Raw genomic sequence first — 16,989 nt, forward strand, 5'->3', positions numbered from 1 at the left:
TCGAGAAAAGCGACTACCAACTCAAATTCCTCTCGTTTTTCAGCTATGACGAGCCAGATAGGCCGAGTAGTCGATGTCGTCCAATCCGCCTTGGCTGGCGGCCTCGCGCATGGCCTCCAACGCCTCGTGGCCGTGGGATTCCGATTTGTCGCGGTAGGCGATGACCTGTGCTCGGGAAACCATGCGGTTGCCTTTCGCACCGTAGCGGACGAACGGAATCTCGCCGGCGTCAAGCATGCGCGCGACGGTCTTCGCTGATACGCCGAGAATCTGAGCGGCCTCGCCGGTGGTGATCATTTCGGTTGAATCGTCGTGCACGATGGCCGCGAACGCGCGACGCAGCTCCTCCGCATCCAACGGATACGCCCTGCCATCACCCGTGGTGATGTATGCGGAGCCTTTGCCGATCTGGGAAATGGGGATCGCCTTGAATGCGGTCATGGCAGTTCCTTTCCTGAAGCCTTATGTTCAGCCTACCCCAGACCAGACATTTCGGCAATATCGGACATATCGGACAATCAGCCGATTAGTTACGCCGCGTATGGAATGCCGATCTGCGTTGAATGCCGCGCGGCCCAGACGATGAGACGGACGCGGTTGATTTGACCGGTTTTCCTGAGGATGTTGCCGATGTGGGTTTTGACGGTGGATACGCTGATGCCCAGGCTCTCGGCGATCTGGTCGTTGGAGTCGCCTTGGACGACGCGGGCAAGAACGTCGTGCTCCCGGTTGGTGAAATCGGGAAGATCGTCGTTCCTCTCATCCGAGGTTTCGCCATCGTCCGCGGATACCATCACCGGTGCCGACGTCTGGACGGAACCGGTGGCGAGACGCCGGTTGAGGCGGTTCATGGTGGTGGTGTCCATGACGGTGTTGCCCGAGACGGTGGCACGTATGGCGTCGAGGAACCGTTCGGCGTTGGTGTTTTTGAGAAGGAAGCCATTGGCTCCGGCGTCGAGCATGCCTATGGCGTAGTTGTCGGTGCCGTATGAGGTCAGTCCGATGATGCGTGTTTCCGGCAGATCGTGGATGATGGTGCGTGTGGTTTGGATGCCGTCGAGTCCGGGCATGCGCACGTCCATGAGGATCACGTCCGGTTTGGCCTGTCGGGCCGTGCGTATCGCGGTTTCGCCGTCCGTGGCCGTGACGATGACGCTCATGTCGGGCTGTGCGTCGATGATGCGTGCGAATCCGTCGAGGATCAGCGTCTGGTTGTCGACCAGCATCACGCGAATGGGCCGTGTCCCGTGCATATTCGTCATCGTCATTGTTGCCGTTCTCCTTGCCTGTGTCCGTCGGCCGTCTCGCCGAATGCCGCCGCCAACGGTTCCCGCTGATGATGCAACGGCCAGACGGCATCAATCGAATAGAGCCCATCCGTCATGCTGACGCTGGCGCGGCCATCGTATTGTTCGCACCTCCACCGAATGCCGTCAAGACCGTGTCCGTGTCGTTGTCGTTCGGTGACATCGGTGTGTGTGAGAGACGTATACGGGTTTTCGCAGTGCAGTCGTATATCGTCGCCGGTGATGGTCAGGGACAGGTCGACGCAGCGGGGTTGCGCGTAGCGCAGCGCGTTGGTCAGACATTCCTCGGCCACCCGGTACACGGCGTGGGACAGTCCCGTCGGCAGATACGGCGATTGCGTATACTCCTGGTGCAGGTCGATGACCAGCCCCTGCTTCCGGTATCCGGCGATGAGATCGTCGAACTGGTTGAGCGTGGGTTCCGGCAAGCGGTCTTCTTTCGTGTTGTCGGATAGCAGGGCCCGCAGATCGGCGACGGCCTCGCGTGAGGCTTGGGAGATGTCCGCGAACACCGTGCGCGCTGTGGAATCGGCGGTGGTTGTTCTGCCGCTTTCGGCCTGGACGGTGATGCCGGTGAGCGTGTGGGCGAGGATGTCGTGCATCTCGTGGTTGATGCGCATGCGTTCCTCCAAGACGGCCAGTCGCGCACGCATGTCGCTGTCACGTTCGGCCATGATCCGTCGTTCCTCCTCCGCCTCAAGTCTCATGTCCTTGACGCGGTTGAGCCGGCCCGCCTGCCATGCGGCCAGCATCAGACTGCCCGCGAACAGTCCTGCCACGGGCATCGTCCAATCCGTCGAGCGGATGATCGCCAGATGCAAGCCGAACGCGACGACGGGCAGCAGACATGACGCCAGACCAACCAGCCGGCAATGCTTCGCCCGACTCGCCCCGCACAGGAACGCGGATACTACTGCCATGAGCTGGCCGATCAACGTGAACGAACCATAGACTGTCGTGTAGGCGAAGGGAACAATGGCAGTCAATACGGCGAATACGGTGAACCGCCGTCTCATGAACACGCTGGAGGCGCCGGCCACGCTCGCCCATATCCAATCGCCCATGCCCGCCGCACCGAACAGTATGCACAGCAGCACGCCGAACAGGGCGATCGCATCCTCTGTACGAACCTTCATGCCAACGACGTTACCCGTGCCGGTTGGCCGATACCATGATTCGCAATGATGGTTTCCCGCATCCTCATCCCACGGGAGTTCATACCCAGGTACCATACGGCTCGTACTTCGGTGCCATGCGCATGGAACGTGATCCGTTCGGACGATACCCCGCACGATTCCGTCCCCGTAGGTTGATTGTGTGCATGGACGATCCGACGTACCGGCAGCCGAATCATCCGCGGAACACAGGAAGGGGCTGGCATGACAGGCATAACAGGAACGAGCACCGGCATGACCGCGTATCCGGCGGCGGTCGAGGCGCTTGACGTGCGCAAGACGTACGGTTCCGGCGTGGCCGAGACGGTTGCGGTGGCGGACATCACGGCCCGGTTCGAGAAGGGCAGGTTCACTGCGATTGTGGGACCGTCCGGTTCGGGCAAGACCACGTTGCTACATCTGCTGGCGGGTTTGGATACGCCGACTTCCGGCCGGGTGGTCATCGACGGCACGGATATTTCGACGTTGTCGGATGACGAGCTGTCCGATCTGCGGCGTGACCGGATCGGGTTCATCTTTCAGGATTTCAACCTACTGCCGTATCTGACGGCGGAGCAGAACATCGAGCTGCCGTTCACGCTGCGCGGTAGGCATCCGGACCGGCAGGCCATACGGGGGATCGCGCGTGAGCTGGGCATCGAGAATCGGCTTGATCACAAGCCGCGGGAGATGAGCGGTGGGCAACGGCAGCGCGTGGCGGTCGCCCGCGCGCTGGCCGGGAATCCCGCGGTGGTGTTCGCGGACGAGCCGACCGGCGCACTGGATGTGAAGTCGTCGCGCCAGTTGCTGGCGATTTTGCGGGATATGGCGTCGCGTCGTGGGCAGACGATCGTGATGGTCACGCATGACCCGAACGCCGCCGCCTATGCCGACCGGGCGCTCGTGGTGCGCGACGGGCTGATCGCCGCGGACATCGCGCATCCGGCCGCGGTGGACGTGGTGCGAGTGCTCGAGCAAAGCGCCGAACCGGCGAACACGGAAGCGGGCGTGCGATGATCCGGGTGGCATGGGCGCAGATCAAGCATTCTCCATCCCGACTGCTCGCCGTCCTGTTGGCGGTGGTCCTGTCGGCGGCGATGCTGGCGGGCACGGTCGTGTTCCAAGGCACGTCCACCGCGAGCATGGCCACGGTCACGGCCGCGCCGTTGAAGCCGGTGGACGTCATCATCGACCCCGGCGACACCGACGTGAAATCATTGAAGCCCTCGTGGGCCGAGGACGTGCTCACCAAGGCGCGTATCAACGACAAGGTGAAGGCGACGGCACCGTATTATGCGGCCACGGTCACCGCATACGGCACGGATGCGCGCGGCACGGCGAACGTGTATTCCGTCTCCAGCGACCCGTCCCTGCGCTGGTTCGGACTGGAAGCCGGCGACTGGCCACGGTCCGCCGACCAGATCGTCATCTCGCAGGATACAGCCGACAAGCTCGGCGTGAACGTTGGGGGCACGGTCACGTTGAAATCATCCGACGGGACGAAACATGTGGTGACGGTCAGCGGTGTCAGTGATGTGCGGTTCAAGCCGATGACCGGCACCGACTACGCGATCTACGCCGACCCGACGTACTTCGGCGACGCGACGCCGGGCGAACTGTTCGTCAAACTCAACGACCCCTCCGACGTCGATTCGGTCGCCCAACGTCTTGCGGCGGCGGCCAGAGCGGATGGCGTCACGGCGGCCACGGGCGCGGAGATGATCCGGCAGGCGTCGGCAATGATGGCCGGCGGCAGCACGCAGCTGACCGTGATCATGGCGGTGTTCGCCGTCATCGCCCTGCTCTGCGCGATGATGGTGATCTCCAGCACCTACCGGACGTTGATCGCGCAGCGCACGCGGGACATCGCCATGCTGCGCCTGATCGGAGCACGCAGAGCGAACATTCGTTCGCTCGTGCTGTCCGAAGCGCTGATCACCGCCATAGCCGGCACGATTATCGGCGCCCTGATCGGCATGGGCGGCGGATACGCGGCCATGACGGTGATGGGGCAAGCGTTCGGCGGATTCGCCGCCAACCCGCTCCTGCTGTCGGGAACGCTGCTGCTGACCGTTGCGGCCACGGTATCGACCGCATGGACGACCGTGCGCCACGCCACGCGCATCCCACCCATCCAGGCATTGGACGGAGTGGCACAGCCCGGCAGCGGAAACAACGACGTGAAGGCGGGTGGCAGGACGCATAACGGCAGTGTTCCGTGCATCGTGTTCGGCGCAGTGTGCGCGATCGCCGGCATCGCGTCGCTGTGGATCGGGGCGACCGGCTTCCACATGCCCGTCGCGTTGGTTGGCGGAATCGCCTTGGCACTCGGATTGGTACTCGCCCTGCCCGGACTTGTCGCGATGCTCATGCCCGCCATCGGTGCGGCATTGTCCGTATGCGGGCTGGCGGGCAAACTGGCCGCGGCGAGTCTGACGGCGAACGCGCGGCGCGCGGGCGGCACCGTCACCGCGGTCGCGTTCGGCATCAGCCTGATCGCCGCGCTCTCCTCGGCCGCGGCCACCGGCACCGCCACTATCAACGCCGACCTCGACCACCGCTACCCGGTCAGCGCCGCCCTCTACACGCCGGACGGCAATGCGCTCTCCGACAAGGTCCTGCAGCATGTCAGCGAAATCACCGACGCGCGAGGCTCCTACCCGATACACACCATCGCCATCGATCAAACGCCGGACGGGGCGAAAACCACGCCCCGGATACTCGACGTCATCCCCGACAAGGCCGCCGCCGTCTTCGCCAAGGACGACCAGTGGCACGCCGGCGAGACGAACGGCTTGCCGGTCGCGCTCGTCCACCCGCGTTACATGAGCGCCATAGGCATCAGGGAAGGCGATACGCTCACGTTCACCGTCGCCGGTGTTCCCGTCACGGTCAGGGCGCACGCCTCGCAGCTCACCGAATCGCCGAAACTCGCGGTCATCATCACCGACAGCCAACTCGCCGCACTACCACACGCCGACGCCATCGAACCGGCATTGAAGACCAGCATGATCTGGTTCAAGACCAAGCCCAATATCGACCGAGCCAAACTCGCCGGCCAAGTCAACCGACTGGCCGTGGCCGACCCGAACGCCACGGTCGGAGGCGGCATCGCCGAAAGCAACGACATCCTCAACGTGCTCAACATGCTGCTCATGCTCTCCTACGCGATGCTCGCCATCACCGTCATCATCAGCCTGACCGGACTCGCCAACCAGCTCGCCTTGTCTGTCATCGAACGCACCAACGAGATCAGCATGCTACGCGCGCTCGGCACCAGACGCGGTGTCATCCGCACGGAAATCGCCATCGAAGCGGTGACCCTGACCATCATCGGCACCCTTATCGGACTGCTTGTCGGATTGCCGCTCGGTGTTGCCGGCATCAAAGCCCAGATCGGCGGCATGACCGGCCAGTTCACCACGCAGCTGCCGTGGACGCAGATCGGCGTGCTCATCCCCGTCATCCTCATGGCGGCGTTCCTCGCCGCGGCCATCCCCGCGCGCAACGCCACCCGAATACAACCAGCACAAGGCCTCACGCATTAGAAAAGCCCGCCGGCCGTATACATGCGGCCGGCAGGTTTCCTCGGCAATCACTGGCAATCGGCGATCAGTCGCCCCACACCTCGTCGGCGATGGACTTGACGAGGGCGATCTTGGCCCACTGCTGGTCCTCGGTGAGCTTGTTACCCTCCTCGGTGGACGCGAAGCCGCACTGCGTGGACAGGCACAGGCGCTCGAGCGGCACATACTGCGCGGCCTCCTCGATGCGGGCCTTGATCACGGCCGGGTCCTCAAGCTCGGGGGTCTTCGACGTGATCAGGCCGAGCACCACCTTCTTGTCGTCGGACAGTTCGGCGAGCGGCGCGAAGTCGCCGGAACGGTCGTCGTCGAACTCCAAGTAGTAGGCGTGCACGTTCTCCTTGCCGAACAGGTTCGCAGCCACGGGCGCGTAGCCGCCGGAGGACAGCCACGTGGAGTGGAAGTTGCCGCGGCACACGTGCGTGTTGATCACCAGGTCGGCGGGCTGGCCGTCGATCACCGCGTTGATGATGTCGAGGTTCTGCTGCTGCAGGCGTTCGGCGTCCTCGTCGCTCCAGCCCAGGCGCTCGCGCACGGCCGGATCGCACAGGCGGGTCCACGTGCAGTCGTCGAACTGGACGTTGCGGCATCCGGCCGCGTACAGTTCGGCGATGGTCTGACGGTACGCCTTGACGATGTCGACGGCCAGCTCCTCGTCGGTGGCGTAGAACTCGTCGTACGGGTAGGCGGCCTTGTTGCCGGTGAGCACGAACAGGGTCTGCGCGGGCGACGGCATGGTCTGACGGGCCACGGTGTTCTCGTCCTCGAACTGCTTGACGAACTTGAAGTGCTCGACGAACGGATGGTTGTGGCCGTCGAGCCTGCCGGTCACGGCGGCGGTGTCGGCGGGGGTCACCTCGTCGTGGAAGGCGACGCGGTGGGCGGCGGCCTTGTGCTCCACGCCGGCGAAGCCCCACATGAAGTCGAAGTGCCACCAGCGGCGGCGGAACTCGCCGTCGGTGATCACGTGCAGGCCGGCCTGCTTCTGCCTGGCGATCAGGTTCTCGATGGCCTTGTCCTCGACGGCCTTGAGCGCCGCCGCGTCGATCGTGCCGGCCTCGTAGTCCGCGCGGGCCTGCTTGAGGGCCTCGGGGCGCAGGTAGCTGCCCACCACGTCGGCGTGGAATGGTGCGTTGCTCGCGTATGCCATGATTGTCTCCGTTTCCTCGGGTTGCTTGCATTGCCGTCGCGCCCGGCCGGGCCGGCGCACGACGTTGACCTTGGTACCTTACCGCGATTTTCCGTGTCGCGTGGAGGCTGCCCTCATCCCGGACAGTCCCCCGGCACCGGTTTTCGTCCGGTTCCCCGACGCTCAGATCCTCACGCCCAGCGAGGCGAGGTCGCGGCGCGCCTGTTCGGCGTCGGTGAAGAGGAACGCGCGGATGCCCGCCACCTCAGCGCCGGTCACGTTGCGTTTGGTGTCGTCGAGGAACACGCATGAACCGGCGTTCAGGCCGAAACGCGTCAAGGCCAGCTCGTAGATGTCGGCGTTCGGCTTGTGCATCTTCTCCACGCCGGAGACCACGGTTCCGCCGAGCAGCTCCTCGATCTGCGGGAACTTCTCGAACGCGAGGTGGAACGTCTCGTGCGACCAGTTCGTCAGGCCCCACACGCCGTAGCCGGCCGCTTTCAGGTCGCGCAGCAGCTGCTCCATGCCGGGCAGCATACGCGGCAGCGCATCATCGTAGTGGTCGATGTAGTAGCGGAAGATGCCGGCGATCTCCTCGCCCTGCTCGCGCACCACGTCCGGGTAGATGTCGTCGAAGTCCTCGCCGGCGTCCATGCGGTCCTCGTACCGGTAGAATCCGTGCGGATCGTCGTCCGCGCAGATCGCGTCGACCGTCTTCTGGGGGAAATGCCCTTCGAGGCATGCGCGGCACTGCCAGTCGAGCAGCACTCCGCAGAAGTCGAAGATGACGTCGGTGATGGGGGAATCGGTGCTCGTGTCGCTCATGGAGGCTCCTCTTCGCTGTCGGCAGGCCGGGTGACGGCCGGGATTCGGTATGACGTCTGACAGTGTAATGCGGAACGCCGGCACCACACGCCTCCGTTCCGAGCAGTGGGCGGCACGGGACACGGCCCGGCCCTACGGCCCGTCTTCGGACGATGGCAGGGGGTAGAGTTGGGGAAAGCATGCCGAACGAACGGCATTGGGGCCGAAGGAGTGTCTAGCCCATCATGTCCGACTGGAATTCAGCGCAGTATCTCAAGTTCGAAGCCGAACGCACGCAACCATCCGTCGATCTGGCGCGCCGCGTCAAACAGATCATCCCGGGACCCAACATCATCGCCGACCTCGGCTGCGGACCGGGCAACAGCACCACGGTGCTGCGCGAGGAGTTCCCCGGCTCGCGCCTGTTCGGCATCGACAACTCGCCGAACATGATCGCCAGCGCCAAGGAGAACCATCCCGGCATCGACTTCATCCTCGGCGACGTACACCATCTGCATGGCCGCTACGATCTCATGTTCTCGAACGCCTGCCTGCAGTGGATCCCCGGCCACCGGCTGCTCATCCCCCAGCTCATGGAGTCGCTCAACCCGGGAGGCGTGCTCGCCGTGCAGATGCCGATGGTGGGCCGCATGCGCCTGTTCAACATCATCAACGAGGTGGCGTGCGACCCGCGCTGGAATCTCGGCGACATGCTCGACGGCCGCAACGGCACGCTGCAGCCCGACGAATACTTCGATATCCTCGCCGCCGTCAGCGCGGACTTCGTCCAGTGGGAGACCACGTACTACCATCGCATGCCGTCGGCCGACGCGCTCGTGGAATGGGTCAAGGGCGTACGCATGCAGGTGTATCTGCACGCGCTCGACGAACGCGATCCGAGCGGCGAACTGTCGAAGCAGTTCGAACGCGAGGTGGCGTGGCGCGTGAACTCCGTGTACAAGCCGCGCCCCAACGGCGAGGTGATCCTGCACTTCCGCCGGTTCTTCTTCATCGCCACCAAACGCTGGTAGCGATCCGAGGGAAGCCTGCAGACGGATGGCCGCATACATGGCATACGTTATGCTCGTTATGCTATTGCAGAGTTTCACGTCACAGGACGGCAGAACAGTAAGGATGCGGGACCGCGTTGCATGCGGCGACGCCCGCACATGAAGGAGACCACGTTCATATGGCATTGACCAAGAAGCAGATCAAGCAGCTGCGCGCCATGGGCCAGCAGCTGAACCCGGAGCTCATCGTCGGCAAGAACGGCATCACCGACGCGTCCATCGCCCAGGCCGACGAGTGCCTGGAATCGCACGAGCTGATCAAGTGCACGCTGCTGGAGGGCTGTGGATATACCGCCAAGGAGGCCGGCGAACTGTTCGCCGAACGCCTGCACGCCGACCTGGTTCAGGTGATCGGTCACCGTTTCGTGCTGTACCGTCGCAGCAACAAGGACGGCGTGAAGAACATTCGCCTCGTACGCGAGTAGCGGATCTGATCGGCCGCGACACCGGCGACCGGCCGACCGATCCGATCGCATGATCGGCATGGAAAAGGGTCCGGCATGACATACGCGTCATGCCGGACCCTTCATCGTATTCGCGCCCGCAACGAGGAACGGGGATGCGATCCTCGCTCATCTTCGTCGGGCTGCGCGAACGTCAGCCGGGAATGCGCGAAAGCATCGTGTCGAGCGAATCCAACGCGTCTGACGCCTGTGCGGCGGAATCCTTTGCCTGATCCACCGCGTCGGTGACCTGTTGCACGTGCGTTTCCGGCAGATCGTCGATGGTGGCCTTCACCCGCGCCATGACGTCAGCCGCATCCTGGATGTCCGTCTTGGTCTCGCGGATCCTCGGGATGGACAGCGTGCCATCGCTCCACGACGTTCCCTGGAACAGGCTGCCAAGATCCGTGTCGACGAGCGTACCGTCGGCGGCCGATTCGATCTTCGGCAGCGCGTTGGCGGACGCATCGGCGCCGGCCGACAGCAGGCCGCGCACGGCCGTGACATCCGACCCGTAGTACGGTACGACGGACGCGATACGCCAGATCGGCGTCTCGGCCTCACGGTGCGCGTCCTCCACGCTGGCACCGGCACGGTCCAGTTGCCTGAGCGCCGTCTTCAGATCACCGTCCTTGAAGCTGGACTGCGCCTGGCGCGCATAGCCGCCCGCCTGACGCACGGACTCCCCCACCGTCGCCGCCGAATGCCAGAACATCAGTCCGAGTGTCACGATCGCCGCCAGGACGATGCCGATGACAGAGATCACGATGATGGGCGCACGACTGCCGCGCGCACGAGTGTTTGCTCTCATGCCGCCCATTATCCCCACTCCTACGGGACAATGAAGAGCCGGCGAAACGGCAATGATTCCAAGGGGTGCATCCGTATTGCGGCATGGGGTCATCCATGGAGGGGCGTGGCGTGGGAACATAAACGAGACCCCGGAGCTAGTGTTTCAAACCCCGGGGTCTCATGGCTGATTTGTTTCCATATCGCCTTTCCTTCAGTTATTGGACGAGCGGTCTCGTCCGTTGGATTATCCATATTCAGTTATCGATTCAACTACCTCTGGGCGTCCTTGCCCGATCATCATCCGCGCGGCCTTACATATTCATTCATCTACTTCTCGTTTTCCTCGTTCGCCGCGCCTTGCCGTCCGCGTCTCGGCCATCATCTTCACATTCCATCTGCCATCGGACGGCTTCCCTGTTCTGTTATCTGTTCCATTATCCTCGTTCGCCGCATCCTCGCGGGTTCCGGAAGATCGGAAAACCAACCATCCTTGGACTCGAATCGAACACGTCATCATGTTCGATTTTCCTTGGTTGATCATTTCCAACCTTCGCTTTCAGTATAGCACACCATCTCAAATAAGCAACTGGAAAACACAATATTCCCAATGGTTCGGCAATCATCTCGCCAGATGTAGAAACCGCTCAATATTGAGCGCTAACGCTGTGTGATTCGCACATACATCACCGTATTTCTCACATTTTCCACCACGGTCGCTTCGCCATGCCCGACGAACGACTGCACACCCATACGTGAAGGAACCGTGATGTTCGAAAGCCCGGAAACATCCATCCACCTAGACTTACTCGAATGCACATCTCCAATCATGTACGATCCATCATGACGCGCGCGGTCGCGTCGATTCTGTCCATCGCATTCCTGTTCGGTCTGGCGGGCTGCGCCGCTGACTCGGATTCCGTCAGCCGGGGGCTCGACGAACTCACCCAGTCGCTGTCGTCCGGCAGCACGCCGACGCTGTCCGACAACCAGTCCGCGGACTCCCCCAACGCCATCGTCTGGTCGCAGCAGCAGTACCCCGACTACTACGTGGTCTCCGGCAAGGCCGACTTCACCAACGCGGGAACCATGCCCGCCAAGGGCGAGATCCGCTACACGGGCCTCGACTCGTACGGTCGCGCCGGCATGGTCGTCGGCGTGATCGACAAGCAGCTGCGCGACAGCGGCTCCGCCCGCGAGCGCGACATGCCCGAGACGATCGCCGGATACCCCCGCCCCAATCCGAAGGTGACGATCGATCTGGGCGGCGGCAAGTCGTATCGCGGTTATCTGTTCAACCGCAGCCATCTGCTGGCGAAGAGCCTCGGCGGCGAGGATGCGGAGAAGAACATGGTGACCGGCACGCGAACCCAGAACGTGGGCAAGAACCAGCCGGCCGGCGGCATGGCGTACACGGAGACCGAGGCGCGTGACTGGCTGGACGACAATCCGAACGGCACCGTGGAGTACATGGCTACGCCGAACTATGAGGGTTCCGAGCTGCTGCCGCGCACCGTGAGCGTGGACATCCGCACGTCCGACGGTTCGATCGACCAGCATGTGATCGTGTTCAACACCGCCAACGGCTATAACATCGACTATCAGAACGGTGGAGTGAAGTAGCGAGCAATCTGCCGCGATTGCTGACGCCGTCATATAAATGTCCCGTCGACCCCCTACCGGGGTCGGCGTTTTTGTTTGCCCTTTCATATGGTGAGATCATGCGGCCCACTCCCCCGTATCCGTCATTAGGGGGGGGTATGTTGCTGATTGTGCGTGCAATGTCGGACGTCTGATCGGCATGCAGTACGCGCATGAAGAGCAGTGAAAGGAAGCGGACATGAATAAGACGCTGAAGATATCGGTGGCGGCGACGGTTGCGGTCGCATCCCTGGGAGCGCCGACGATGGCGATGGCCGATGAGGTCTCCTCCGAGCAGACGGACGCTCAGGTCGCGGCGCAGTCCACGAAGACGACCAGCGTGGCCGACGCGCAGGCGAAGGCCGATCAGGCGGCCGAGAATCTGAACAAGGCACAGTCCGGGTTGGATCAGGCCCAGTCGAAGGCCGATCAGGCTTCGGCCGCGCAGTCGCAGGCGAAGCAGGAGAACACGGCCGCCCAGCAGCAGGCCCAGCAGGCCCAGCAGTCGGCGGAGGCGGCGCAGAAGGCTGCGGACAGTGCGGCCGCGAGCGCGGCCGACGCGCAGCAGCGTATCGACCAGGCGAATGGTCAGAAGGCTCAGGCCGAGGGCGAGAAGACTCAGGCCGAGTCGGAGAAGGCTTCGGCCGAGCAGGATCGTCAGGCGGCTCAGGCGGAGTCGGATCAGCATCAGCAGGCCATCGATCAGGCGCAGTCGCAGGCCGATCAGGCCCAGTCGCAGGCCGATCAGGCGTCGGCGGACAAGGCGAAGGCCGAGGCCGAGCAGAAGCAGGCCGAATCGGATAAGGCGACGGTGGATCAGACGGTCGCCGAGGCACAGAAAGAACAGACGCAGGCCGAGCAGGACAAGACCGGCGCCCAAGCGGAGGCCGACAAGGCCGCTTCGGAGAAGACCGAGGCGGACAAGACCGCGGCCGACAAGCTCGCCGCGTTGAAGAACGCGCTCGACAACGAGAACACCGCCAAGGCGGACAAGGATGCGGCCGACCGGAAGGTCGCGGACCTGGAGAAGGAGGACGGCGGACTCGCCGATCTCGCCGCCCAGCTCCAGGCCGCCAAGCAGGCCGCCACCGAGGCCGATCAGGCGCAGGCTGATGCGGACGCGGCTCAGAAGGCTGCGGACAAGGCGAAGACGGACAAGGCTGCGGACGCGGCGGCCAAGCAGCAGGCTGCGGACGCGGCGCAGGCCGACGCGGATGCGAAGAAGACGGTCGCCGATTCGGCGGATGCGAAGCTGCAGCAGGGCGCGACCTCCTACTATCTCGACAAGGGCGCCCAGCGCGCGTACAAGATCCTCACGGACGGCGACGAGACCATGTACCTGCAGTACGTGCACAACGGCGACAAGGCCGACGCCACGTCGATCGACAACATGCTGCGCGCCCTCGAGTACATCAAGGAATGCAACGAGATCCGCAAGAGCGAGGGGCTGCCCGAACTCAAGGTGTCCGACGAACTGATGGCCATGGCCCAAGCCAACACCGACTACGCCAACGAAAACACTCATCACTCGATGCAGTTCGGTGTGGCCGAAAACCTGGCATGGGGATTCAGCGAGGAGAACAGCCCGTTCAAACTGTGGTACGACAAGGAAAAGGCCATCTACGAGCAGGCGGTGAAAGAGAATCCCGCCATCAAGAACCTTAGCCCCTACGCCTTGCAGTACCAGTACCCATCCCTGTACAAGCAGGTGGGCCACTACCTCAATATCATCGACGGCAACACGGTCACCGGATTCGGCGTCTCTCAGAACGGCACGACCTACGGAACCACCGCCAGCCAGGTGTTCTCCACCAGCGCATCCAACAAGAACGGCAACCGTGTAATGACGGTCGACGACTACATCGCGGACCTGACCGCGTGGAAGGCCGCGTTGGAGAACGCGAACGGCGACTGGCAGGCCGCCAAGGCCACCGCCGACAAGGCCGCGCAGGCCGCCGAACAGGCCAAGGACGAGGCCGCCAAGGCCGAGGCCGAGGCGGAGAGCGCGAAGGCGACGCTCACGGAGAAGACCCAGGCCGCCAAGGAGGCGCGCGAGAAGCTCGCGGCCGCGCAGAAGGCGTACGACGAAGCCGTCCAGGCCAACGCCGACAAGGCGCAGGCCCTGAAGCAGGCCAAGGCCGACCAGCAGGCCAAGACCCAGGCATACGACAAGGCCAAGGCCGCATCCGAAACCGCCCAGAAGGAGTCGGATCAGGCCCAGGCCGCCGCCCAGACCGCCCAGAAACGTCTCGACGAGGCCACCCGGAAGGTCACGGACGCGCAGACCCGCATCAGCCAGGCCAAGGAGAAGGCCCAAACCGCCAAGGAAGCGGCCGCCACCGCCGACCAGCGCATCAGCCAGGCCAAGAACGCGAAGGCGGACGCCCAGACCCGTCTCGACCAGGCCACCGCTGACAAGACGACCGCACTCAAGGCGCTCGACGAGGCCAGGAGCGCGAAGAGCGTGTCCGATGAGAAGGTCGCCCAGGCGCAGGCGCGCGTGGACGCCGCCCAGCAGCGCATCGACCAGGCCCGGGCCACGATCAGCACGGCCGACCAGCAGATCGGCCAGGCGAACACGGACCTGAAGAACGCCGCGGACGCGAAGACCCTGCTCGCCCAGGCCAAGACCGCCGCGGAGAAAGCCAAGACGGACGCGGAGAACGCCCAGGCCAGGCTCGACAAGGCGAACGAGGCCAAGCAGCAGGTGGACAAGGAGCTCGAATCCGCGAAAACCGCCTACGCCAAGGCTCTGGCGGACAAGACCGCGTCCGACGCGGAACTCGACGCCGCCAAGAAGGCCCAGACCGACGCCCAGCACAAGGCCGAGCAGGCCGAGCAGGACAGGAACCAGGCCCAGACCGACGCCGACAACGCGCAGAACGCGCAGACCGACGCCCAGTCGAAGGTCAACACCCTGACCGGCGCCACCACCGTGGGCTCCACGACCACCACCGGCAAGAGCGAGAAGACTGTGGATGCTCCCACAACCGTCATCAAGGAGTATGGCCCGCTCGCTGCCACCGGTGTCACGTCCGAGGCGATGCTTGGTCTCACCGCGATCATGATGCTCGTGGGCACTGGATGCGTGCTCACCCGTGTCCGCTTTGATCACGAGTAATCCCGCCTGACCATTACCCACCCGAAGGTTCCGCTCTGTCATTTCGCAGGACGGAACCTTCATTCATATTCGACGACCATCCTCCCCCATGGCCGGCGCGGCTGCGCGTATGTCGGTTCGGCGTGACGATACTCCGAATCTTCCGGTAGACGACGCTTGTTGCCACGATCGCGCTGGTTACAGCCGATCACACCCGGCCGGTTCCAGCGCGCGTCCTTCTGCAGGTAGGTGGCCGGCCGGCAGCACTGACCCTCGCGTATCCGTTTTGAGGCACTTTTTCCCGGCGTTTCGGAGACGAAAACCGGTTCGGTCGAACAGTGTCCGTAAACCTCCGTTTTCGAGACACACTTCGCTAAACCAAGGATCGCCGGTTCAAAGAGTTCAGACAGGACGTTATCCAGCATATGAAAACCGATCTCTCACGATGTTCGATATCGGCTTCGTCATCCTCCATAGGAGGAGACATCCACGCGCAGCGATCATGACGCAGCTCCACATTGGTAATCCTCATGACCAGCCACAACCGTTACGTTTTCGACTAGCCCCAGTAAGAATCCTTAAAGTCCATTTATCCGAGAGCGGCAGAACCCATACCTTTCCAGCCTCTCATGATCGCTGAAAACCTTACCGAGCATCACCGTTTTTTATACCATCGACAATTTCCGACAAATAGGTCGTACTATCAGCTTTCATCGATTGTTCAAGATCAATAATGCACTGATAAACTCCCAGCTCACGCTCTTTTAAATCCGTCTGATCACTGCCGTATGCCATTTTTAACGATTCGATATACTGTCGAATGTCGTCGACCTCTTGATTCAGGTCCTCTCTTCCGTTGGGGTTGACGACCCTTTGCAGATCCTGAATGCCGATCCAGTCATTATCAAAATTTTGATCCGCTACAGTGAGCGTAACAAGCCTCAGCCAGTTAGGATCAAAATCATTGGATACCAATACCGTATCAATAGGACGTCGTTCACCTCCACTAACGGTAAACATCGATCCACTTTGCATCCCCAGTAATCTCTGCACGTAAAGAAGATCCCAGGAAGCATTCCACGCGGTCTTGGCAATCCGGTTGGCAAGCTCCCGACGCTTCTCCGCTACCTGCGCTGAAGAAAGTCCACCCTTCTCGATCTCCTCTTTGATCGAGTCGGTTTGACTGCGCAATTGATCAAAGTGAAGGAAACTACGCGCCCTCGATCGGTACTTTTCCGACTTATCGCCACCAGACATGTCCCTAGCGGACAAGAACAGGATTATCAAAGATAGAGGGTATGCAAGCACCGATCCGTACTTATTGCGCATCCATCCCCATTCATCATTAAGCATTCGCTTCTTATCTTGCATCGTACGAGGCTCACCCTTCTCAATCTCAATGAGAGAATGGAGGAAATGCAGCAGGATGCCATAAAATGCAAACACCTGCGCCTTAACAGCCCTACATTCACGGCGAATGCGCTTCCGATCCTTGGGCTCAATACCCCGCTTCCGCCCATGCCTAGTCCTACCGGCACGTTCGAAATCTGCATCGTTCATGGTCATTAGCTTTTCTACAGCCGTCTGAGAGTTATACCATCCCTCGTAATGGAACTCACCGATTCTTGGACAATACCTTTCCGCAAGGCCAAATAGCTCAAAAAAGGCAGTCTTGGTAGTCCTGCAGAACGGATGTTGTATCCTTGCTTGCATTGCTCGCGTAAGTACCGAATCACAGGGGCAAACGACTCATCTTGGACCGTCTCAAAAAAGTATTTGTCCATTTCAATCACAACATTTGTATCAAGGATAGGGCAACAAAGATCCAACGGGTCAATTTCTGGCAAATGAATCAGACGGCAGCTCTGAACTACGTCACTACTCTGTCTCCATGAGATCTTCGAAGCCACATCAGAATCCCTAACCACAGAGTCTTTTATTGCCTTGCCAAGCATCGATCGTTCCCCT

At 62.2% G+C, this 16,989-nt stretch carries 14 protein-coding genes; 6 read left to right on the forward strand and 8 right to left on the reverse strand.

The genetic code is table 11. The features are described from left to right. Positions 1–39 precede the first annotated feature (39 nt). The 3 genes from D2E23_RS00635 to D2E23_RS00645 all read right to left on the reverse strand — a co-directional run bounded on the left by D2E23_RS00635 (position 40) and on the right by D2E23_RS00645 (position 2,443). Positions 40–441: a helix-turn-helix domain-containing protein gene (locus D2E23_RS00635; protein ID WP_126029088.1), complete on the reverse strand. Its 402-nt coding sequence runs from the start codon at positions 439–441 to the stop codon at positions 40–42. 89 nt (positions 442–530) lie between these two features. Further along, positions 531–1,268 carry a response regulator gene (locus tag D2E23_RS00640; RefSeq protein ID WP_126029089.1) on the reverse strand — a complete coding sequence of 246 codons (738 nt, stop codon included), beginning with the start codon at positions 1,266–1,268 and terminating at the stop codon, positions 531–533. Continuing rightward, positions 1,265–2,443, reverse strand: a complete 1,179-nt coding sequence (locus tag D2E23_RS00645) for a sensor histidine kinase (protein ID WP_164520603.1) — start codon at positions 2,441–2,443, stop codon at positions 1,265–1,267. The genes D2E23_RS00640 and D2E23_RS00645 overlap by 4 nt, the downstream gene beginning before the upstream one ends. A 273-nt stretch (positions 2,444–2,716) precedes the next feature. Here D2E23_RS00645 and D2E23_RS00650 point away from each other — a divergent pair, with 273 nt between their 5' ends. Continuing rightward, positions 2,717–3,478: an ABC transporter ATP-binding protein gene (locus D2E23_RS00650; protein ID WP_126029091.1), complete on the forward strand. Its 762-nt coding sequence runs from the start codon at positions 2,717–2,719 to the stop codon at positions 3,476–3,478. Further along, positions 3,475–6,009 (forward strand): FtsX-like permease family protein, encoded by a 2,535-nt coding sequence (locus D2E23_RS00655; protein ID WP_126029092.1) that lies wholly within the window; start codon positions 3,475–3,477, stop codon positions 6,007–6,009. The genes D2E23_RS00650 and D2E23_RS00655 overlap by 4 nt, the downstream gene beginning before the upstream one ends. 64 nt (positions 6,010–6,073) lie before the next feature. On the opposite strand, the gene D2E23_RS00660 is transcribed toward D2E23_RS00655, so the two are convergent. Continuing rightward, positions 6,074–7,195, reverse strand: a complete 1,122-nt coding sequence (locus D2E23_RS00660) for a 5-methyltetrahydropteroyltriglutamate--homocysteine S-methyltransferase (protein ID WP_126029093.1) — start codon at positions 7,193–7,195, stop codon at positions 6,074–6,076. Positions 7,196–7,357: 162 nt separating this feature from the next. Then, the gene (locus tag D2E23_RS00665) at positions 7,358–7,999 is read right to left on the reverse strand and encodes an HAD family hydrolase (protein WP_126029094.1); all 642 of its coding nucleotides are present in this window, start codon (positions 7,997–7,999) and stop codon (positions 7,358–7,360) included. A gap of 224 nt (positions 8,000–8,223) precedes the next feature. On the opposite strand from D2E23_RS00665, the gene D2E23_RS00670 reads away from it, so the two are divergent. Together D2E23_RS00670 and D2E23_RS00675 are read left to right on the forward strand one after the other, a co-directional pair. Continuing rightward, on the forward strand, positions 8,224–9,009 hold the full coding sequence (locus D2E23_RS00670) for a methyltransferase domain-containing protein (protein WP_093959455.1): 786 nt from the start codon (positions 8,224–8,226) through the stop codon (positions 9,007–9,009). A gap of 158 nt (positions 9,010–9,167) precedes the next feature. Beyond that, entirely contained in the window at positions 9,168–9,473 is a 306-nt protein-coding gene (locus D2E23_RS00675; protein WP_126029095.1) for a YhbY family RNA-binding protein, read from the forward strand. A gap of 172 nt (positions 9,474–9,645) precedes the next feature. Here the strand turns inward: D2E23_RS00675 and D2E23_RS00680 are convergent, their stop codons facing one another. Then, positions 9,646–10,302 carry a moaA protein gene (locus D2E23_RS00680; RefSeq protein WP_126029096.1) on the reverse strand — a complete coding sequence of 219 codons (657 nt, stop codon included), beginning with the start codon at positions 10,300–10,302 and terminating at the stop codon, positions 9,646–9,648. 821 nt (positions 10,303–11,123) lie between these two features. On the opposite strand from D2E23_RS00680, the gene D2E23_RS00685 reads away from it, so the two are divergent. After that, positions 11,124–11,903, forward strand: a complete 780-nt coding sequence (locus D2E23_RS00685; RefSeq protein ID WP_164520604.1) for a DNA/RNA non-specific endonuclease — start codon at positions 11,124–11,126, stop codon at positions 11,901–11,903. Between the two features lie 217 nt (positions 11,904–12,120). Next, positions 12,121–15,042 (forward strand): CAP domain-containing protein, encoded by a 2,922-nt coding sequence (locus tag D2E23_RS00690; protein ID WP_126029098.1) that lies wholly within the window; start codon positions 12,121–12,123, stop codon positions 15,040–15,042. 59 nt (positions 15,043–15,101) lie between these two features. Here D2E23_RS00690 and D2E23_RS00695 read toward each other — a convergent pair whose 3' ends face one another. Both D2E23_RS00695 and D2E23_RS00700 read right to left on the reverse strand, forming a co-directional pair. Then, positions 15,102–15,446 carry a hypothetical protein gene (locus D2E23_RS00695; RefSeq protein WP_126029099.1) on the reverse strand — a complete coding sequence of 115 codons (345 nt, stop codon included), beginning with the start codon at positions 15,444–15,446 and terminating at the stop codon, positions 15,102–15,104. Between the two features lie 220 nt (positions 15,447–15,666). Beyond that, entirely contained in the window at positions 15,667–16,587 is a 921-nt protein-coding gene (locus tag D2E23_RS00700; protein ID WP_126029100.1) for a hypothetical protein, read from the reverse strand. Positions 16,588–16,989 lie beyond the last annotated feature (402 nt).

It is taken from the genome of Bifidobacterium callimiconis (assembly GCF_003952005.1).
Lineage (GTDB): Bacteria > Actinomycetota > Actinomycetes > Actinomycetales > Bifidobacteriaceae > Galliscardovia > Galliscardovia callimiconis.